Source organism: Nocardia lijiangensis NBRC 108240 (assembly GCF_001613045.1).
Classification (GTDB): Bacteria; Actinomycetota; Actinomycetes; order Mycobacteriales; family Mycobacteriaceae; genus Nocardia; species Nocardia lijiangensis.
The window spans coordinates 42,299-61,717 of the sequence record NZ_BDBP01000040.1 but is presented as its reverse complement, the minus strand read 5'-3'; the positions used below and the strand labels follow the sequence as shown (position 1 = coordinate 61,717).

Genomic DNA, 19,419 nt, shown 5'->3' with positions numbered 1-19,419 from the left:
CGGAAAGGGTAGCCGGACTGTGGCGCACGCCACAGCAATACATCGAACCTATGAGTAATTGATCACACCTTGGCCGGTTTCCGAGACGTCACGGGCCTCGGGCACCCACCCGCACGAACCGAGCAGGTCGGACACTCTTTATTCTGTTGGCCATGACCACTGCGTTCCCGACCATTCCCGACGATCTCAAGCCCGCCGACGGACGGTTCGGCTGTGGCCCCTCCAAGGTGCGCCCGGAACAGCTGGAGTCCCTCGTCAAGGTGGGGGCCTCGGTGTTCGGAACCTCTCACCGGCAGAAGCCGGTGAAGGACGTGGTCGCGCGGGTGCGCAACGGCCTGCGCGAGCTCTTCGCCCTGCCCGACGGCTACGAGGTCGTCCTCGGCAACGGCGGCACCACCGCGTTCTGGGACGCCGCCGCGTTCGGCCTGATCCGCGAGCGCTCGCTGCACCTGACCAACGGTGAGTTCTCCAGCAAGTTCGCCTCCGTGGCCAAGGGCAACCCGTTCATCGGCGACCCGATCGTGGTCTCGTCCGAGCCGGGCAGCGCCCCCGAGCCGGTGGCCGACCCGTCGGCCGACCTGATCGGCTGGGCGCACAACGAAACCTCCACGGGCGTGGCCATTCCGGTGCAGCGTCCGGCCGGTTCCGAGCACGCGCTGATCGCCATCGACGCCACCTCCGGCGCGGGCGGCCTGCCGGTGAACATCACCGACGCCGACGTCTACTACTTCGCGCCGCAGAAGTGCTTCGCCGCCGACGGCGGCCTGTGGGTCGCGCTGATGAGCCCCGCGGCGCTGGAGCGCGTCGAGGAGATCAAGAACAGCGGCCGCTGGACCCCCGAGTTCCTCTCGCTGCCGGTCGCGATCGACAACAGCACCAAGGACCAGACCTACAACACCCCGGCGCTGGGCACCCTGCTGCTGTTCGCCAACCAGATCGAGTGGCTGAACGGCAACGGCGGCCTGGACTGGGCGGTCAAGCGGACGCTGGATTCCTCCTCGCGGCTGTACGCGTGGGCCGAGTCGAGCGAATACGCCACCCCGTACGTCACCGACCCGGCGCACCGCTCGCAGGTCGTCGGCACCATCGACTTCGCCGATTCGGTGGACGCGGCACAGGTCGCGAAGGTGCTGCGGGCCAACGGAATCGTCGACACCGAGCCCTACCGCAAGCTGGGCCGCAACCAGCTGCGCGTCGGCATGTTCCCCGCCATCGACCCGGAGGACGTGAGCCAGCTCACCCGCAGCATCGACTGGGTCGTCGAAAAGCTCTCCTGAGCAACTTTCCCGGTGCCCGTGGTCTCATCCGAGACCACGGGCACTGTGCTTTGAATACCCTTGCGCCAGCACCGGCCCGCAAAAAACGGTAAATCCCTCTGAACAAACCGCAATTCCCCGCACCACCAGCCCCGTCCGGGGCGAGTCTTACGAGCCCGTTCGCGGCCGTCTCGCTTCCGAGCGGCCGAAGCGCAATAGGCGCAAACCCGCCGAAACGAACGCTCGATCCACGCACTCCCAGCCACCCCGAGGGCGAGTCTTACGAGCCCGTACGCGGCCGTCTCGCTTCCGAGCGGCCGAAGCGCAATAGGCGCAAACCCGCCGAAACGAACGCTCGATCCACGCACTCCCAGCCACCCCGAGGGCGAGTCTTACGAGCCCGTACGCGGCCGTCTCGCTTCCGAGCGGTCGAGACGCATGCGACGAAGTCGCGAGTCTCGGCCGCTCGGAAGCGAGACATAAGGGGCCGCGAACCCGCGCGCCCCGGCGCGCCGACAACACAGCGCCAGCGCGCAAAAAGATCACAGATTAGCGGTTTCTGACCGGGGGCGGCAGATTTTGGTGCCGCGTGTCTTGCCTCGAGATGATCGAATGTGCACTACTGTTTCGGAAAGTGGGCGGTGTCGCGAGTCGACGCGATAAGGAGGTAACGGTGCGTGAACTTCGAGTGATCGGGGTGACGCCCGACTCCACGCACATCGTGTGTATCGACACCGAGTCCGGCCAGAAGTTCCGGCTGCCCGCAGACGACAAGCTACGAGCCGCCGCGCGCGGAGACCTTGCCCGATTCGGCCAGATCGAGATCGAAATGGAAGCTTCTATGCGTCCCCGCGATATCCAGGCCCGTATCCGTGCCGGCGCCTCCGTCGAACAGGTCACCGAAGAATCCGGCATGCCCGCGAGCCGGGTCGAGCGTTTCGCGTATCCGGTGTTGCTGGAGCGTGCCCGCGCCGCCGAGCTCGCGCAGAAGGCGCACCCGGTGCGCCCCGACGGCCCCGCCGTGGAAACCCTGATCGATATCGTCACCGCCGCGTTCACCGAGCGCGGGCACACGCTCGAGAACGCCGAGTGGGATGCCTGGAAGGACGAAAAGGGCTACTGGGTGGCCCAGTTGCAGTGGCAGAACGGGCGTTCCGAGATCGCCGCGCACTGGCGCTACCAGCCCGACGCGCACGGCGGTTCGGTCTCGCCGCTCGACGATCCCGCCGCGGATCTGATCGATCCCGATTTCGGCCGTGCCCTGCGAGGTCTGGCGACCGTCCTGCCGCCGCAGGCCGAGCTCGAGGCGCCCGCACCGGCCGAACCCGTTGCCGAGCCGCGCAAGGAAACTCCCGCGGCCCCCACCGCGCGTCCCGCGACGGCCCGGCAGCCGCAGCCGACGCTGGACGAGTACTTCGTCGAGCAGCGGGCCGTCGCCGCAGGCGGCAGCGCCGCGGCGATCCCGGCCGCGAGCGGCAGCACCCCGGCGCAGGCGGCGAGCGCGAATGCCGCGCCCGCGGCGAGCACGAACACCACTCCCACCGCGAGCACGAAACCCACCACCCCGGCGGCGAGCGCCTCTACCAACAGCGCGCAGCCCACCGACACCCCGGCACCGGCCGCAAACCCCGCGCCCGCCGAGGAGAACACCAAGTCCGGCAACGCCAACGGCAAGTCCGCGCCCGCGAAGCCGAACCGCACCAAGCGCGGGAAGGCGCCCATGCCGTCCTGGGAGGACGTGCTGCTCGGCGTGCGCAGCTCGGGTCACTGAGTTGATATGACGCGCCGCGGTTTCGGCGCGTTCCCTGTTCATCCGAAGTTTGCTGGATCCCTCGGCAAGTTTGCTGGTCCCGAATTTTTCGGCGCGCTGGCGTGTTCCGTTACGGAAGCTGCGCCACGGGTCGTCCGAGGCGAGTAGATTTTTCGAGGTGGGCCGGATGGCGCGCGGCGTCGTCGGACACAAATGGTAGCGGGAAGTTCGCGGAGTAGTTTCGTGCGACCATCGGGAGGTGTCGGAAATGCTGTCGAAAGCCTCGTCCCTCTGGTATATCGACGCACCCGAGCCGTTGGCGGTACTGCGCGCCGATCACGACCCGGATCCCGAAGCCGCGCTGGCGCTGGCCAAGCAGCTCCACGCCGACCGCGATGTGGTGCCGATCATGGTCGGCACCCTCGGCGGCTGCGCGGGCCCGGACCGCGACGAGGTGTACATCGGCTGCTATCCCGGTGTCACCGTGGTGTGTTCGGCGCAGGCCGCACTACCGCGGCCGACGAAACTGGCGGAGCTGCTGGTGCGCCCGCTGGCCTCGGACCACACCTACCTGATCTCCTTCGACACCGCCATGGGCTGGGGCGCGTTCGCGCACTGGGAGCGCGGGGAATTCCGCCGTTCGTTCAGCTCGACCCGGGTGAACATCCTGGAGGACGAGGGTCTGCCGCTGGTATGGGAGCGGCCCTACTGGGCGGGCGAGCATCCCGTTCGCTGGCATGCCGGGGAATTGCCCGACCCGCAGACGCTCCCCTTCGACGCGCCCGATTTCGCCGACGCCGCGAACAACGAATGGCTCGGCTTCCACTACCGCGCTGCCCCGGCCCAGGGTGCGCTGGTGCCCGGTGATATCGCGGTGTGCGGGTTCACGCTGTACGCGAAAGGCGCCGCGCCCGACCACACGACCTTGGTCGATTCCGACAGGTCCGACCATGAGATCAAGCCGAGGCGAAGTCTGTTCGGTTGGCTGCGCGGAGGCGACCGGGTCGGCTGAGCCGGATATTCACAGCGCCGACAAGCCCTCGATGACGAGCGCCAGCCAGCCGAGCGCCACGCCCACCCCGCAGCCGAGCAGCACCCACCTGGTCACCGGTGTGTATCGCGCGCGCCACGCGGTAGGTGCCGCGCCGCCCGCCGCGACCAGGTTCACCACCACGGCCAGCAGCGGATGCACCTCGGCGAGGGCGATGCCGAAGGCGTAGACGGCCACGGCCGCCAACAGCGCGACCATCACCGTCACCGTGAGGCCCGCCGCCCACGGCGTCGGGTCCTGCGCGGGCGGATAGGGGCGGTACGCACCGTTCGTCGGGTGATCCACCATGTCCTCGTCCCTCACGACGTTCTCACTCGTTCATAGAACGCCATCGCCGCGGCCGTGGCTACATTCAGCGAATCGGTGCCCGGCGACATCGGAATGCGCGCGCGGATATCGGTCGCGCGCATCGCCTCCTCGGTGAGTCCGGGCCCCTCCGCGCCGAGCAGCAGCGCGACCCGTTCGCCCGTCATGGCGGTGGCCAGATTCGGCGCCGCGGGGTTCGGGGTGAGTGCGATGATCTGAAATCCCTTGCGTCGCAAGAGGTCCAAGCCATTCGGCCAGTCCGGCACCGGCGCGAACGGCACCCGGAGGACGTGGCCCATCGACACCCGGACGGCACGCCGGTACAGCGGATCGGCGCAGCGATCGCCGAACAGGATCGCCTCGGCTCCCAGTCCGGCCGCATTGCGGAACATCGACCCCAGATTCTCGTGGTCGTTGACGCCCTCGAGCACCGCGACCGTGCGCGCGCCCTCGGTCACCTCGTCCAGGGTCAGCTCCGCGGGCCGCCGCGCCACCGCGAGCACCCCGCGATTGAGATGGAAACCGACGATCTGCGCCATCACCTCGGCATTCGCCCGGTAGCACGGCACATCCACCCCGGCCAGATCCTCGGTCAACTGCTCGTACCGGCGCGCCACCCCGAGCAGGGCACTCGGCCGAAACCGCGAATCCAGCATCCGCTGCACGACCACCACGCCCTCGGCGATCACCAGCCCCTTGCGGCCGGGCAGGTCCGGCCGTCGATCCGCCGACGCCAGGTCGCGAAAATCGTCGACCCGGGGATCGCTGGGATCATCGATATCGATCACTTCGGCCACCGCCATATCCTGCCGGGCGCCACGCTCCCATCCGACACCGCACCCGGCGCATTCGCGACCATGGGCGATACCCGCCGCGGCGCGGCCGGAGATCGCCGTGCGGAAACCGAAGGCGCGCAGTTGATCGGGCGGAAATTCCGGTGCACGGCGACGTCGGCACATGGCACGATCGGCGTATGACGCTGATACCCGGCATCACCATCCGATCGGCGACCGAGGCGGACGCCGCCGGGGTCCGGTTGCTCGTGGAGACCTCGTTCGGCACCCGGTCGGATGAGGCGTGGCTGGAGCGCTCGGCGCATTTGTTCGATCCGCTGGACTCGGTCGTGGCGGTGGAGGGGGATCGCGTCGTCGGACATGTCCGGTCGCGGGAGATGATCCTGACCGTGCCCGGGGAGCGGACCGTGCCGGCCTGCGGCATCGCCGGGGTCGGGGTCGCGCCGACGCACCGCAGGCGCGGCATTCTGCGGGCGATGTACACCGAGCAGCATCGCCGCACCGAGGCGCAGGGCCTGCCGCTGACCATCTTCACGGCCAGCGAAGGCGGCATCTACGGGCGGTTCGGCTATGGGCCCGCGGTGCGCCAGAACGCGGCGACGATCGATCGCAGGTTCGCCGAATTCCTGCCGACCACACCGGATCCGGGTGGTGTCGAACTCGTGATGCTCGCCGACGTCACCGACCGAGTGTGCGAGATCTACGACCGCTGGCGCAGGCTGACCCCGGGCGCTCAGGTGCGCCCCGAAGCATCGTGGGGCAACCTGTTCGCCGATCCGGAGCGGTTCCGCGGCGGTGGCTCGGATCTGTTCACGCTGCTGCACCCGGACGGCTACGCGCTGTACCGCTACTTCCACGAAGGCAGGGAGATGGTCGTCGACGTCGTCGAGATGCGCACGGTCACCACCGACGCACACGCCGCGCTCTGGCGCACGCTGTGCGGTCTGGACCTGGTGGCTCGCGTCAAAGCGGAACTCAGCGACAACGACCCGCTCCCGTACCTGCTCGGAAACCCTCGGCTGGTCCGCACGACCGGCCGCTACGACGGCCTCTGGCTGCGGCTCATGGACGTCCCCGCCGCACTGACCGCCCGCGACTACCGGACCGATCTCGACGTCGTTCTGGCCGTCACCGACCCCTTCCGCGCGGCGGGCGGCACGTTCGCGCTCACCGTGCGCAACGGACACGCCGAGTGCGCGCCCACCGAACGGGACGCCGACATCGAACTCGGCATCGACGTCCTCGGCAGCATGTACCTCGGCGCGTATCCGGCGCGCGCGTTCGCGGCGGCTAACCGGCTGCAGGCCAAGGATTCCGGCAAACTGCGCGCACTGGAGGAGGCGTTCGGCGCCGATCGGGACGCGGTGCTCGGCTGGTTCTTCTGACCGCGTCTTCTTCCGACGGGGCAGGTCAGGCGCTCGACCCGGGAATATCCCCACGGTCGGCGGCAGGCTGGCATGCTGGAGATATGAAGCCGCTTCAGCTGGTTCTCAATATCCTCTGGCTCATCTTCGCCGGGTTCTGGATGGCGCTCGCCTATGTCCTGGCCGGCATCATCTGCTTCATCCTGATCATCACGATCCCATTCGGCATCGCCTCGTTCCGCATCGCGGCCTACGTGCTCTGGCCCTTCGGCCGTACCACGGTGGAGAAGGAGGGCGCGGGCGCGGGCTCGCTGATCGGAAACATCATCTGGTTCATCGTGGCGGGCTGGTGGCTGGCCCTCGGCCACCTGCTCACCAGCATCCCGCTGTTCCTCTCGATCATCGGCATCCCGTTCGGCTGGGCCAACCTCAAATTCATCCCGCTCTCGCTCTTCCCGCTCGGCCGCGAGATCGTCGACAGCGATCAGCCCTTCGCCGGTCGGTGAGTACGCCGGTGCGCGGTGCCCGCGCAGTGTGCGGCGTGCAGCGAACTACTCCGATTCGGTGACTATCTGTTTCATGATGGCGACCGCTCGGGTGAGGACCACGAGCTGCTCGTCGGTGAGGCCTCCGAGCTGCTCGGTCATCCAGGCCTCGCGGGCGCTGGCCTCGTCGGCGATCAGCGCCCGGCCGGATTCGGAGAGCGAGACGATGATCTGACGGCCATCGGTCGGATGCGGCTTGCGCTCCACCAGGTTCAGATCGGACAGCGACGCGATCACCCTGGTCATCGACGGCGGCTGCACTCGCTCCTTGGCGGCCAGCGCGCCCGGTGTCATCGCACCTTCGCGCGACAGGGTGGCGAGGGCGGAGAGCTGGGTCAGCGAGATCTGTGAGTCGGCGCGACGCCCCCGCAGGTGTCGCGTCAGCCGAACCACCGCCAGCGAGAGTTCACCGGCGAGGGCTCGAACATCCGATGGCGTTGTCACAGTGGCAAACGATACGGGACCCGCTGGCTGCGGGACGTGGGTTCCCGCCGCTACGCTGAGCCCGTGACCCAGAAAGTGCCGGAGATCCCGCCGCGGCTGACCGATCCGCGGCCGGTGCTCGCCGTGGGCAGCGCCCTGTGGGTGGTCGCCGCTATCGTCGTGTGGGCCAGTGGCGAACGCTGGGAGTGGGCGCGGCCGGTCTGCCTGATGGGTCTGGTGGTCGGCCTGATCGGCTTGACCATCTTCCTGATCCAGCGCCGCGGCGCGCGCCGCGGCGACAAGGGCGCGCAGACCGGTCTGCGGTGATCAGCTCACCTGAAATTCCGCGCTCACCCCGGTGAATGGCCGCAGCACGCCGTCGGCGCCGAGGCTGTCGGCGAAGTGCACAAACCGGTAGTCGCCCGGCTCCGCGCCGTCGGGAACGTCCCAGCTGAACTGTGCCACCGATTCCGCGGCACCGCGCTTGCTCCAGTGGTATCGCACCGCCCACTCCCCCTCGTTGGCGGCGCGCACCCAGCCGGTTCCGGTCCGGCGCTGCACCTCGAGGAAGGTGCCGTTGCGTCGCGGATTGTGCTTCGGATGTGCCGAAACGAACTCGGCGACAACCCGTTCCCCGCGGGCGCAGGAGGCAGGCTGGGTCAGCACGTCCCCGAATCCGCGTCCCGGCGGGGTGGCGTCCGGACCCGGCGCTGGCACGAAGTTCGGCTGCAGGTTCGACACGTCTCGCGGCGCCGGGCCGCGCGGAACCGCGGCGCGGGCCACGAAAGCCGTTGCCAGGCGATGGAATTCCTGCTGGTAGGCGGGCAATGTGTAGCGCCCGTAGAGCGTCGACGCGCCCTCGTACTGCTGGGCGTCGTATTCCTCGGGCGTGGTGACGTATTCGTGGTAGGAATTGGCATAGCCCTGCAACAGCACCTGTTCCAGGCCGACGCCGAGCGCGTCCGCCACGGCGCGGCGCACCCGCAGCCCGGACACGATGGTGAACTCGCCGCCCGCGGCGGCCAGATACAGCTCGCCGATCCGCACCAGCTGGATCGGCACCACGCTCGGCACCCACGGCACCGGCGGCAACAGACCGAGCGGCACGGCAATCGCCTTGGGCGCCTGGGCATCCGCGAGCCAGGCGGGCGCCGGCTGGTTCGGATCGCCGAGCGCGCCGAGAAACGGATTGCGCACACCCTCGGGAATCGGGCCGCCCGGCAGGCCGGGCCCGTCCTCGACACTGCCCGCGATCAGCGAGACCCCCGCGGCGGCCGGGGCCGTGTGCCGCGGCTGTCCGTCCGGCGTGAAGCGTCCGTCGACCGCGATATCGGCCAGGTCGATGTAGCAGAGCACGGAGTCGACCGGTCCGCTCATCGAGCGCGCGGCGGTCAGCGCGTCCTTGGCGGCGCGATACTGACGCTCACCGATGAGGCGGGTGTTCTCGAACTCGTCCTCGGTCGGTCCGGAACCGGGGCGCAGATTGAGGTTCGGCGACATGTCACCCGCGTTGGTCTGAGCGAAGGCGGACACGAAATCCGTTGCGCCGTCGAGGTATCGGACGCCATGTTCGGTGTGCTCGTGGGCGAAGGAGGCGTAGCCCTTGTTGTCGCCGCTGATCAACCGGTTCGCGTTGGTCATCGAGGTGTTGTGCGTCGCGAACCAGGTGATGGCGCCGACACGCTTGCCGCCCTTGGTAATCGAGAGCGTGGTCACGGCCGGGTCGATGGCGGCGGGGAAGTACTCGCGGTCGGCCGCGGGGTTGCGGTCGAAGGCGACGCGCGACCGATTGACGCTGGCGTCGTGCAATTCGGCACGGCCGAGCGCGAGGGAGGCGGGCGCGAGATCGGCGTGCGCGGCCGCGATGGCCTCCACGATCCCGTTCACCTCGGCGTCGTACACCTGCTGCTGGAAGCCGAGGATGGACAGGTTGTAGGCGTAGTCGTGGCTGGAGCCGCCGCAGGTCGCGTGCGAATGAGTCGAGGTGAGCAGCACGTTCTGCTCGGTGTAGAGATCGCCGAAGCGGCGGGCCAGCTCGAGCAGCACGCCGTGGTGCACCGACTGGAAGATCATGCCGTTCTCGGCGACGACGAAGACGACGCGCCGCCCGCCCGCCGCGATCGCGTACGCGCGCGCCCGCGGACGCAGATGGATGCCCGCGGTGGTCTGCTCGAGCTGGGAGTAGCCCATCATCCCGCACTCGGCGGCCGGACCGGTGATGTCGGAGATGCCGACGCCCACCTGATAACCAGTATCCGGCGAGGCGGCGGCCCCCGTGCCGAGCCCGGCGGTCAGGCCCGGTCCGGTGGTCGCGGCAGCGGCTAGTGCGGCCGAACCTACCGCGGTCCGGGCGAGAACCGTTCTGCGTGACACCGGCATCCGTGCCTCCCTTCGTCCGTTTGGCAGCGAACCACACAACTGGACGTTCGTCCAGTCTAGATTTTTCGGCGCCGCGAATTGACTGCACGCTCCGCGGGCGCTTAACTCGCTGAGGTGTCCTCCCGATTGAGCGTCGAAGAACGACGGGCCCACCTTATCGAGGCCGCTATCGGCCTTGCCGAAAAAAAGGGCGTCGCGGGCGTGACCACGCGCGATGTCGCTCAAGCAGCCGGTGTCTCACTCGGTGTGGTGCATTACTGTTTCGAAAATAAGGACGCGCTGATGACCGAGCTGGTCAAAGCGCTGTCGATGGAATTACGCGATTCCGTCGACGCCAATGAAACAGTTTGGCAAGACGTCGAAAGTGGAAAAGAAGCGCTTCAAAAATTGGTGCGCGCCGGGCTCGAACTGATGTGGCTCAACATCGAAGCCACGCCGGAACGACAACTGCTCACCTACGAAACAACAACTTATGCGTTGCGCGAAGGAGAGCAGACTCCGAAAAAGCTCGCCATCGCGCGCGAACAGTACAACTTCAACGACTCCACGGTCGCCGACCTCCTCGACCACGCGCGCGACGCCACGTCCACCTCGTGGTCGGTGCCGGTGCAGACCCTGAGCCGCTTCATGCTCAACGTCATCGACGGCGTCGTACTGCGCTGGCTCGTCGACAACGACAGCGAGGCGGTGCGGGTCCAGCTCGATCTGCTGAGCGAGATGCTCGCGGGGTACGCGGAGTAGGAGTCCGCCGCTCACGAAGTCGCGGGCGGCGTTCCGTCGACGGCGACCGGGATGCGGATGTGCGTCTCGGTTCCCGATCGCCACCAGGGCACCGACACCGTCCCGGCCACCGCGCCCGACAGGCGCACGCGCAGGTCCTCCTCGTGCAACACCAGCTCGCCCTCCTGCGGTGCGAGCGAGAACAGTTGGCGCAGAACCACTCCCAGCGGTTCGGCGGACCAGGAGGTGCGTCGTCCCGCGCCGAGCACCTCGGCGGTGACCGACTCCGACACCAGCGGCAGGTCGAGCAGCGTCGCCAGCCCGGATGCGGTCTCCTGATCACCGAGCACGAGGCGATCGGACGGCAACACGAGGCCGAACCACGGCAGGTCCAGCACCATCGCGCCTATGGCGGGCACCGCCGCGCCGGACAGCGCGCGCACCCGCTCCGGCAGCTCCAGCTCGGTGAGGTCCAAACGGGATGCCGCGGCGGCCAAGTGGCGGTGTGCCCGCGAAACGACTTCCGGCTCAGGGTTGTTCGCCGGATCGGCCAGCGCCGCGAGCAGGGCGTCGGCCAGGTCCGTGGTGATCTGCTCCGGATTCGCGAGGACGCTGCGCAGCACCTCCAGATTGGTGTCACTCAGCCCCGGCACCGCGAATTCCGGTAGTAGCCCGGTGAATTCGGTGTCGCGGGGATGGCGGTAGTGGCCGAGCGTCACGCCGTCCAGGCGGGCGTGCCTGCGCAGCCACCACGCGGTGTAGCCGTCCGGATCCGCCAGCAGACGCCTCGTCTGCGGCTCGGCCAGCAGCTGGTGCAGTGCGTCCGGCCAGGCGATGTCGTCGACCAGGTCGAGATCGCGGACGGCGGCGAACTCGGACGGTTCCTCGGGCAGCCCCTCCCACCAGGCCTCTTCGTCGTCCAGATGGTGATCGGGTCCGGTCGGATCGGACTCCGCGACGACGCCGAAATCCCAGCCGACGCCCACGGCCCGCAGCGCCTGCGCGCCGTACTCGTCCACGACCTCCTTGGCGACGATGCCGAGCGGCGCGTCCTCGGCCAGTAGCGCGTACAGCGGCGCCTCGGGCAACAGCAGCTCGTCGGCCGGGAGCAATTCGCCTGTGGTGTCCGGCAATTCGATCATGCCGAGCCAGGACGGCAGCGCATCCGGATCGGCGTACGCGGCCAAGCGCAGCACCGCGTCGATCAGGTCGGGATCGTCCGGGTGGTCCGTCAGGTCCGCGTGCAGCGCCGGATCGGCGAGCAGTTCCTCCGCGGTCGCCGAGCGGGCGCCGAGCCGCGACAGCAGCGGGTGCGCGGCCTCCGGATGCACCAGGCGCGCCCAGTGCAGCGGGATGGGTACCTCGAGCATGTCGTCCAGGACGACGGTGCGCGGGCCGGTCACCAGCCGGCCGTCGGCCAGCGGAACAGCCAGCGCACCGAGCTCTTCGGCGGTCAGCGGGTCGACGACGAACGGCTCCAGCGCCACGTACCAGTCGCGCCACCAGGCGGGCGGGCGATCCACACCGCCGGACAGCTCCGCGAGCCTGGCCAGCCCGAGGCGGTGTACGTCGAGCACCGCGAGTGCCTCGGTGTGGGCGCGGCCGGACAGGCCGGGGATGACCAGGGGGCCGACCACGTCGTCCAGGAGGTGGGCCAATTCCGGTGTGAGGTAGGGGAAGACGCTCGCGCGGGTCGGTACCGCCGTGGGTACCGCGCCACCGTCGGAGTCGATGCCGTGTCCGAGCCCATCGGCGAGACCGGCCGTTTCCGCGTCCGCCGGATCGGACTCGGTGCGCCGCCCTGCCGCGTCGGCGACGACCACCGGCAACCACGAGTGGGTTTGCAGTTCGCGGACGAGTGCCTCGCGGAGCAGGCCGTCGGCCTCGCTGCGGGCGAAACCCGGTGCGGGGACCAGCACGAGCCGGTCGCCAGGGGGCAGCGCTCGCGCGAAATCGGCGTAGCCCGAAGCCAGTTCGGTGACGCGAGTGCCGGGCAGCAGGCGGCGGCGGTCCGGCTGCATCGGGATGTCGGCGATCAGCAGCGCGGGCAGCGAGAGTTCCTCGTCGGAACGGGTGGGCGCGCGCAGTACGTCGTGCGGTGCGGCATGGGGTTTGCCGTTGCGCACCGGCAGCAGCCATCTCGCGCGCGGTGTGCGGAATTGCCACCAGGTGCGGTGTTCGTCCGGCCCGGTCACCCGGAGTTCCTGCAGGCCGTCGCCGAGTTCGCGCACCGCGGAGGTGAACTCGGCGTCGGCGATCCGAATGGATTGCAGCGCGGGCAGTTCCAGAAGCAGGTTCGCAGCCTCGTCGCGCATTACGGCGAGCAGAGCGTCGGCGTCCACGTCGGCGTGCAGGCGCAACACGACTTCGGTATCGAAGCCCGATGCGGGCGGCGCCTCGACCGGCCACACCAAGCGAAGCGCCGGCGCCAGGAAGGTCGACGCGGCACCGCCGTCCGGCGTGGCTATTCCGGTCTCGCGCAGCGCCTCCCGAGTTCTGGTGCGGGAGAAGTGCAGAGATCCGGTGGTGGAGCGGAATTCGATGTCGTCGCTCGCCGCGAGCACGGCGGTGAAGCCGACGCCGAAACGGCCGACGGTGGCGGCCTCGGCCTTCCCGGAAGCCCGTAGGGCGGTGAGGGCGTGGACGCCCGAAAGGTCGAGGGGCGCACCGGTGTTCGCGATGGACAGCGTGCGACCGTCCAGCCGCACCGAGACCAGGCCCGGAACACCCGCCTTGGCCGCGGCGTCGGCGGCGTTCTGCGCCAGCTCGGTCAGCAGGCGGTCGCGGTACCCCGCGCGGACCAGATCCGCCTCGGTGGCGGCGTCCTCCCTGAGCCTGGTCGGCGAATCACGCCAGGACGCGAGGACGGCGGCACGCAGCCCCTCGGTGCCGAACGGATCGGCCGAGCCGGTCAATTCCGCGGCGATGACCCGGACTCCGGCCGCGATTGTCCATCCTCGTCCGCACGCGCCTGCGCATCGGGCGCCGAACCTTGCTCGGCGGCAATGCCGTTCACGGGCGCGTCGGCATCCGGCTCGGCCGCGGCGTCGTCATCCGAGGCCGACGGCTGCACCTCGCCTGCCTCCGACTTCACCACACTCGACTCGGCCGCGGTTTCGGTCACCGCGCTCGGCTCAGCCACAGGCGCTGCATCGGCTGCGGTTTCAGTGACTGCGCTCGGCTCTGCGGCGGACGTGGCGTCGGCGGCTACTGCCGACTCGGCGGCCGAAGCGTCGGCGACCGCGTCCAGATGCGGTTCGGCCGTGACGGATTCGGCGACCGCCGCACTCTGCGCGTCCGCCTGCTCGATGCCCGGAGCCTCGGCCTCATCTTCGATCGTTGCTTGCTCGTCGCGGGCGACCGCGGCCTCGGCCGACGAATCGGCCGTCACGATCTCCTCGGCGCGGACTTCCGCGCTCGGCTCGGTGGCGATCGCAGCCGTCTCGGCCGGAGTTCCGGCTTCGGTATCCGCCACTGCCGTCCGCGTCGCGTCCGCGGATTCCGCCGATCCCGCCTCGTCACCGGAGACCCGGTCGGCCCGAACCGCGGACTTGCCCAGCTCTTCGGGCGAAATCACGTCGAACGCCGCGTCGTCGAACGCCTCGTAGAGCGGCGAGCCGCCGCCGGTCGGCGCGACCACGTCGGAGTGGGCGCCGCAGCCGTATTCGACGTGCACCACGTGACCGTCAGCGCCCATCGCGTTGCCGCAGACGCCGAAGGCGGCGCGCAGGGCGCCCGCCAGCGGCAGGTAGAAGCCGCACTTGCCACAGGTCGAGGGGGCGGCCTTGGCCATCTCGGTGTCGGGGCCGTACTCGGAGTACCAGCGTTCGGCGGCCGCGAAGCGGCCGTCCTCGCTGAGCACCTTGGTGCGGCCGAGGCCGATCTCCAACGCGGTCTCGTCGACCTCGGGATCGCCGCCGGACACGTAGCCGGGCACCAGGCGCGGGTCGTCCTGCGGCGGGGCGAGCAGGTCGCCGGGGGCCAGGTCGCCGGGGCGGATGCGCTGATCCCACGGCACGAAGTCGGGTGCGACGAGGGCGTCCGGGCCGGGCAACAGCGCGGACTCGCTGACCGTCGCGTGGTCCGCGTCCTGCGGCGCCGCCACGACCACGGCCCACTGCCAACCGCGATAGCCGGGCAGGGTGGCCTCGAATCGATGGGTCGCCGCGCTCTCGTCCTCGGCGCTGACGCCGAGGTGCGCGCCGACTGCCGAAGGCTCCAGCTCCAGGAGCGCACGGCGGGCCAAGTCCACGGCGTCGGCGAGTACCGGCCGGACGTCGGGCTCCGAAACAGAAACTGCGCTCACGACCTACATTTTGCCGTATGAAGCTGAATCGGCGTGCGTTGGCCATAGGTGTGCTCGTCGGGTCGCTTCTGACGAGCGGTTGCGGCGGCGCCGAACCGGAGCCGCCGCGGCTGCGGATCGAGGTCGTCGGCGTCCGCCCGCACGATCCGAAGGCCTTCACCCAAGGTCTCGACGTGGATGGCGACATCCTCTACGAAGGCACCGGACTGCGCGGCCGCTCCGACGTACGCGCCACCGATCTGCGGACGGGCGCCGAGCTGGCCCGCGCCGAGTTGCCTGAACCGTATTTCGGCGAGGGCATCGCCAGGACAGGCGACACGTTGTGGCAACTGACCTGGCAGGACGGCATCGCCTTCGCCCGCGATCCGGTCACCCTCGAAACCCGGACCGAGGCCGCCTACCAGGGCGAGGGCTGGGGACTGTGCGCCTTCGACGGCAGGCTGGTGATGAGCGACGGCACGAACACGCTGACCTTCCGCGACCCGGGCACCTTCGCGCCCACCGGAGCGGTCACGCTGCGGGACCGCAGGGGCGCGCACCTGAACGAACTCGACTGCGCCACGGACGGTTCTGTCTACGCCAACGATTACCCGACGAACCGAATCCTGCGCATCGACCCCGATTCCGGCGTCGTGCTCGGCGTCGCCGACGCCTCCGAACTGCTCACTCGCGAACAGCGCGCCGGCGCCGACGTGCTCAACGGCATCGCCCAGCTGCCGGGCACCGACCGCTTCCTGATCACCGGGAAATACTGGCCTGCCATGTTCGAGGTCCGTTTCGTGCCCGCCTGAGCCCGGCGGGACGCGAGGAACGTCACTTCTGCACCGAACGTGGAGCGCCGGTGAGTTCCTGTCGCCGCTGTACGACAGAATTGAGGGGTGACTACTCCGCGCGATCCCTCCGGTCCCGAGCGTGGTCCGTGGGATGGCGAGGACGCCCCGATCGAACGGCATCCCGGCTACGACCGGTATCCCCCGCCCCACTCGACGTCCCGGCGCAGGCCGCTGCCACCGCTGAATCCCGGCCGCAACGCGCCACAGCGCGGCCCGCTCGGTCCGTTGCGCAAGTCGTCGCCGCCGGAGCCCGAAGCGCGCAGGCAGCCGGCCCGCCCTGGGCCGCCCGACGAGCCGACCCGCAAGACCCCGCGCCGCGTCTTCCCGCAGGCCCCGGCGCAGCAACCCGCCGACACCAAGCGTCTCGAGACGCCGGACCTGCCGCCCGAACCCGAGCAGCAGGACCCGCCGCCGGGCGAGCAGCGCACCCCGCGCAAGCTGACCGTCACCAGGGTCGCCGCGCTGCGCGGCAGGGAGCTCACCGAAAAGGGCATCGCCACCTTCCAGCGCGCCGCCAAGGCCGACGGAGCGGACAAGTCCGGCCTCACCGCGCTGACCTACGCCACCATGGCGAACTTCGCGCTCGACGCCGCGATCGCGGTGGCGCTGGCCAATACCCTGTTCTTCGCCAGCGCGACGGCGGAGAGCAAGTCCAACGTCGCGCTGTATCTCTTGATCACCATCGCGCCGTTCGCGGTGATCGCGCCGCTGATCGGCCCGCTGCTCGACCGGCTGCAGCGCGGCCGCAGGCTGGCGCTGGCGACCTCTTTCGGCGTGCGCGCCGTGCTCGCGGTGGTGCTGATCGTGCAGTTCGACACCTGGGCGCTCTATCCGCTTGCACTGTGCATGATGATCGGCAGCAAGTCGTTCTCGGTACTCAAGAGCGCGGTGACGCCGCGCGTGCTACCACCGGATATCGACCTGGTGCGCACCAATTCCCGGCTCACCGTCTTCGGCCTGGTCGGCGGCACCATCGGTGCTGGCACCGTCGCCGCGCTGATCGCGACCATCGCGGGCTCCACGGGCGCGCTCGTGCTCGCCGTCCTGATCGCGGGCGCTGGCACCTCGCTGAGCCTGCGCATCCCGCGGTGGGTGGAGGTGACGGAGGGCGAGGTGCCCGCGACCCTGAGCTATCACGGCGACGACGCGCACACCGAAGTGCTGCGCGAGGGCGCGCAGTCGGCGGTGCCCGCGCGCAAACGCAGACAGCCGCTCGGCCGCGCCGTCGTCACCGGGCTGTGGGGCAACAGCGCCATCCGCGTGCTGACCGGTTTCCTCACCTTCTACGTGGCGTTCGTGGCCAAGGCGACCGAGCACCGTCCGGTGCAGCAGGCGGCGATGCTCGGCGTGGTCGGCGTGGCCGCCGCGATCGGCAACTTCACCGGCAACGCCACCGGCGCCCGTATCGCGCTCGGCAAGCCCTCGCTCATCGTGCTCGGCTGCACCGCCGCGTGCACCGGGGTCGCGATATTCGCGGTGTTCGCCGACAACCTGCTCGGCGCGGCGGTGGCCACGCTGGTCGCGGCGGGCGCGAGCGCGCTGGCGAAGGTGTCGCTGGACGCCTCGATCCAGGACGACCTGCCGCCGGAATCGATCGCCTCCGGCTTCGGCCGCTCGGAGACCGTGCTCCAGCTGAGCTGGGTGGTCGGCGGCGCGGCGGGTGTGCTGCTGCCGACCGACTACTGGAAGGGCTTCGCTGTCGTCTCGGGAATACTCGTGCTCGGGCTGATCCAGACCTTCGTCAGCTACCGCGGCCATTCGCTGTTGCCCGGCCTCGGCGGGAACCGGCCGCAGCATGCGGAACAGGAAGTGCCCGCGGCGCGTAAACCGCACGGCGACAGCATCCAACGAGAAACGGGAGATCCGATCTGGTGAACAAGCTCACTGGCCGCACCATCGCCGCGCTGGCCGCGGTCGCGCTGTTGCTCGTCGCCGCCACGGTCGCCGTCGTGGTGACCGTGGCAGTGCGCAACGCGCCCGAGCACGACCCCGAGATCACCGCTTACGCGCACGGCAAGTCGGTCACGGTGCCGCCGTACCAGTACTGCGACATCCGGATCGTCGGTGACGACCAGCTCGACCTGTCCAATTGCCGCGTGGGCGAATCCATCGATCTCGAGGTGCCTGCGGGCTACCCGCTGCAACTGTCGCTGCCGCGCTCGATCGCCGATGCGCCATGGCTGGCGCAGCTGGTCTACGCGCTGCCCAACGGCGACATCGTGGACCGCATCATCAGCCACAACGATTACCCCGAAGGCACGCCGGCGCTGACCATCGATTCGCGCCCGCTGCCCGAACTTCGGCTCATCGGCGTGGAATTGCAGCTGCCGGTGCCCGCGATCGACGAGAGCGGCAGGGAGACAACCGTTCCGCACGCCGCGTGGTCGATTCGCACGGCCTGACCGCTCGATCCGCCGGGCGCGCAGGGCATCCCGGCGGATCTCCAGACTCCGCTGCAGCGCCTCGCGCAGCGCGGACTCGCGGTCCTAGTGATCGAGTTCGCGCGCGACGGCGCGGACGACCTCGGAAATGGTGCGCGCGAACTTGCGATCCGGGTACCGGCCCTTGCGCAGGTCCGGCTGCACCTTGGTCTCCAGCAGGGTGATCATGTCCTCGACCATCCCGTGCAGTTCGTCGGGCGTGCGGCGCGGCCCGGCAACGGGTTCCTTGCGGGCGCCGCGCTCACGATCCTGGCCCTGCCGCACCGACGGCGGCGCCTCGAGCAGCTTGAGGCTCAGCGCCTGCGGGCCGCGACGACCCGCGGCCATGCCGAATTCCACACGCTGCCCGGGCTTCAGGCCCTCGACACCGTCGGGCAGCGCGGACGAGCGGACGTAGACGTCCTCACCCTCGTCCTGGGAAAGGAAGCCGAAGCCCTTTTCGACGTCGTACCACTTCACCCTGCCGGTCGGCACTGCGCTCACCCGTTCATCATTCGACACCCGGACCCGGTCGGTCCGAGCACACCCTGTCTGCACGAAACTGCGCGGCGAATTCCCGCCGGGAGCAGCTCCTGTCAGTTTGCGTAAAGAACGCGCCCCACAAGCCTGTAGGACGCGATTGTTATGAAGTCTACCCCGGTGGCGATAACCGAAGCACATCAGTTTTACCGTCGAGAGGTGACGAACCCTTCCGTACCGCCGCCGCCGAGCAGCTCGCCGCGCCGCTCCGGAGACTGGTTGTTGAAGCTGGCGCTCGCTCTGTTCGCGATCGGATTGCTGGCGATCATCGCGATCTTCCTGACGCCGATACTCACCGACGGGCAGCCGGGGCTGTGGCTGTATCTGCTCGCGATGCTGGCGCCGGTCGGCTTCCTCTGCGCGCTGGTGTTCACGTTGTGGTCCGGCCGCCGGTCCAGATGACCTGAAACCGGGTACCCGAGCTGTTCGTTACCCAATCCCGGGTGTGATCCTCGTCACATCACGAGCAGGTCACGGACCGGCAACGGAGCAGAACCGGCCGCGCGCTACGCGCCTCTAGCTGCGCCGAAGCGATTTCGCACCCGCCGAGACCACATCGCGACCCGCGAGTACACGCCGGTTACCAAATGGTGATTTTTCGCGCCGATCGACGTACGGTCTATCCCAGCCGGGGACACCCGGCACCACCGGCCCGCCGCACCGAACCTCGCCCCGCGGGTACCGGACCCCGACGGATACAGGGGCGTGGGCGGGACGGACGACCTCTCAGTC

General features: G+C 69.5%; 18 protein-coding genes. 11 read left to right on the top strand and 7 right to left on the bottom strand.

The window, feature by feature from the left end; genetic code table 11:
• The first annotated feature begins 152 nt into the window (after positions 1-152).
• The 3 genes from serC (at position 153) to NL1_RS16230 (ending at position 4,018) form a co-directional block, all read left to right on the top strand.
• Positions 153-1,277: a phosphoserine transaminase gene (gene serC / locus NL1_RS16240; protein ID WP_067840250.1), complete on the top strand. Its 1,125-nt coding sequence runs from the start codon at positions 153-155 to the stop codon at positions 1,275-1,277.
• Between the two features lie 652 nt (positions 1,278-1,929).
• Positions 1,930-3,027 (top strand): septation protein SepH, encoded by a 1,098-nt coding sequence (sepH, locus tag NL1_RS16235; protein ID WP_067840247.1) that lies wholly within the window; start codon positions 1,930-1,932, stop codon positions 3,025-3,027.
• A 247-nt stretch (positions 3,028-3,274) separates the two neighbouring features.
• The gene (locus tag NL1_RS16230) at positions 3,275-4,018 is read left to right on the top strand and encodes a DUF6928 family protein (RefSeq protein ID WP_067840245.1); all 744 of its coding nucleotides are present in this window, start codon (positions 3,275-3,277) and stop codon (positions 4,016-4,018) included.
• Between the two features lie 9 nt (positions 4,019-4,027).
• Here NL1_RS16230 and NL1_RS16225 read toward each other — a convergent pair whose 3' ends face one another.
• A complete protein-coding gene (locus NL1_RS16225) occupies positions 4,028-4,345 on the bottom strand; it encodes a DUF2537 domain-containing protein (protein WP_067840297.1) in 318 nt (105 codons plus the stop codon).
• Positions 4,346-4,356: 11 nt separating this feature from the next.
• Complete coding sequence (locus NL1_RS16220) at positions 4,357-5,160, bottom strand: TrmH family RNA methyltransferase (RefSeq protein ID WP_174553419.1); 804 nt, start codon at positions 5,158-5,160, stop codon at positions 4,357-4,359.
• 176 nt (positions 5,161-5,336) lie between these two features.
• Here NL1_RS16220 and NL1_RS16215 point away from each other — a divergent pair, with 176 nt between their 5' ends.
• A complete protein-coding gene (locus NL1_RS16215) occupies positions 5,337-6,542 on the top strand; it encodes a GNAT family N-acetyltransferase (protein ID WP_067840293.1) in 1,206 nt (401 codons plus the stop codon).
• Positions 6,543-6,625: 83 nt separating this feature from the next.
• Entirely contained in the window at positions 6,626-7,027 is a 402-nt protein-coding gene (locus NL1_RS16210) for a YccF domain-containing protein (protein WP_067840243.1), read from the top strand.
• Between the two features lie 45 nt (positions 7,028-7,072).
• On the opposite strand, the gene NL1_RS16205 is transcribed toward NL1_RS16210, so the two are convergent.
• A complete protein-coding gene (locus NL1_RS16205; protein ID WP_067840242.1) occupies positions 7,073-7,510 on the bottom strand; it encodes a MarR family winged helix-turn-helix transcriptional regulator in 438 nt (145 codons plus the stop codon).
• A gap of 63 nt (positions 7,511-7,573) precedes the next feature.
• Between NL1_RS16205 and NL1_RS16200 the strand changes: the two genes are divergently transcribed.
• Positions 7,574-7,816 (top strand): DUF2530 domain-containing protein, encoded by a 243-nt coding sequence (locus NL1_RS16200; protein WP_067840291.1) that lies wholly within the window; start codon positions 7,574-7,576, stop codon positions 7,814-7,816.
• Here NL1_RS16200 and NL1_RS16195 read toward each other — a convergent pair whose 3' ends face one another.
• Complete coding sequence (locus tag NL1_RS16195; RefSeq protein WP_067840240.1) at positions 7,817-9,868, bottom strand: neutral/alkaline ceramidase; 2,052 nt, start codon at positions 9,866-9,868, stop codon at positions 7,817-7,819.
• 126 nt (positions 9,869-9,994) lie between these two features.
• Here NL1_RS16195 and NL1_RS16190 point away from each other — a divergent pair, with 126 nt between their 5' ends.
• Entirely contained in the window at positions 9,995-10,609 is a 615-nt protein-coding gene (locus NL1_RS16190) for a TetR/AcrR family transcriptional regulator (protein WP_245673300.1), read from the top strand.
• 11 nt (positions 10,610-10,620) lie between these two features.
• Here NL1_RS16190 and NL1_RS16185 read toward each other — a convergent pair whose 3' ends face one another.
• Together NL1_RS16185 and NL1_RS40025 are read right to left on the bottom strand one after the other, a co-directional pair.
• Complete coding sequence (locus tag NL1_RS16185; protein WP_067840237.1) at positions 10,621-13,503, bottom strand: sacsin N-terminal ATP-binding-like domain-containing protein; 2,883 nt, start codon at positions 13,501-13,503, stop codon at positions 10,621-10,623.
• Complete coding sequence (locus tag NL1_RS40025) at positions 13,500-14,894, bottom strand: DUF3027 domain-containing protein (RefSeq protein ID WP_084510642.1); 1,395 nt, start codon at positions 14,892-14,894, stop codon at positions 13,500-13,502. The genes NL1_RS16185 and NL1_RS40025 overlap by 4 nt, the downstream gene beginning before the upstream one ends.
• Before the next feature lie 17 nt (positions 14,895-14,911).
• Here NL1_RS40025 and NL1_RS16175 point away from each other — a divergent pair, with 17 nt between their 5' ends.
• The 3 genes from NL1_RS16175 to NL1_RS16165 all read left to right on the top strand — a co-directional run bounded on the left by NL1_RS16175 (position 14,912) and on the right by NL1_RS16165 (position 18,129).
• On the top strand, positions 14,912-15,685 hold the full coding sequence (locus tag NL1_RS16175; protein ID WP_067840235.1) for a glutaminyl-peptide cyclotransferase: 774 nt from the start codon (positions 14,912-14,914) through the stop codon (positions 15,683-15,685).
• A gap of 87 nt (positions 15,686-15,772) precedes the next feature.
• Positions 15,773-17,602: an MFS transporter gene (locus NL1_RS16170; protein WP_067840233.1), complete on the top strand. Its 1,830-nt coding sequence runs from the start codon at positions 15,773-15,775 to the stop codon at positions 17,600-17,602.
• Positions 17,599-18,129, top strand: coding sequence for a DUF2771 domain-containing protein (locus NL1_RS16165; RefSeq protein ID WP_067840231.1), 531 nt, complete (start codon positions 17,599-17,601; stop codon positions 18,127-18,129). Before NL1_RS16170 ends, NL1_RS16165 begins: the two co-directional genes overlap by 4 nt.
• Positions 18,130-18,213: 84 nt before the next feature.
• On the opposite strand, the gene NL1_RS16160 is transcribed toward NL1_RS16165, so the two are convergent.
• Positions 18,214-18,642, bottom strand: coding sequence for a cold-shock protein (locus NL1_RS16160; RefSeq protein WP_174553422.1), 429 nt, complete (start codon positions 18,640-18,642; stop codon positions 18,214-18,216).
• 204 nt (positions 18,643-18,846) lie between these two features.
• Here NL1_RS16160 and NL1_RS16155 point away from each other — a divergent pair, with 204 nt between their 5' ends.
• Complete coding sequence (locus NL1_RS16155; protein WP_067840228.1) at positions 18,847-19,089, top strand: hypothetical protein; 243 nt, start codon at positions 18,847-18,849, stop codon at positions 19,087-19,089.
• The last annotated feature ends 330 nt before the right edge of the window (positions 19,090-19,419 follow it).

Excerpts from the sequence above, each read along its gene's own strand:
- serC (WP_067840250.1), top strand. The coding sequence starts at position 153 with ATGACCACTGCGTTCCCGACCATTCCCGACGATCTCAAGCCCGCCGAC.
- NL1_RS16230 (WP_067840245.1), top strand. The coding sequence starts at position 3,275 with ATGCTGTCGAAAGCCTCGTCCCTCTGGTATATCGACGCACCCGAGCCG.
- NL1_RS16210 (WP_067840243.1), top strand. The coding sequence starts at position 6,626 with ATGAAGCCGCTTCAGCTGGTTCTCAATATCCTCTGGCTCATCTTCGCC.
- NL1_RS16195 (WP_067840240.1), bottom strand. The coding sequence starts at position 9,868 with ATGCCGGTGTCACGCAGAACGGTTCTCGCCCGGACCGCGGTAGGTTCG.
- NL1_RS16225 (WP_067840297.1), bottom strand. The coding sequence starts at position 4,345 with ATGGTGGATCACCCGACGAACGGTGCGTACCGCCCCTATCCGCCCGCG.
- NL1_RS16175 (WP_067840235.1), top strand. The coding sequence starts at position 14,912 with ATGAAGCTGAATCGGCGTGCGTTGGCCATAGGTGTGCTCGTCGGGTCG.
- NL1_RS16215 (WP_067840293.1), top strand. The coding sequence starts at position 5,337 with ATGACGCTGATACCCGGCATCACCATCCGATCGGCGACCGAGGCGGAC.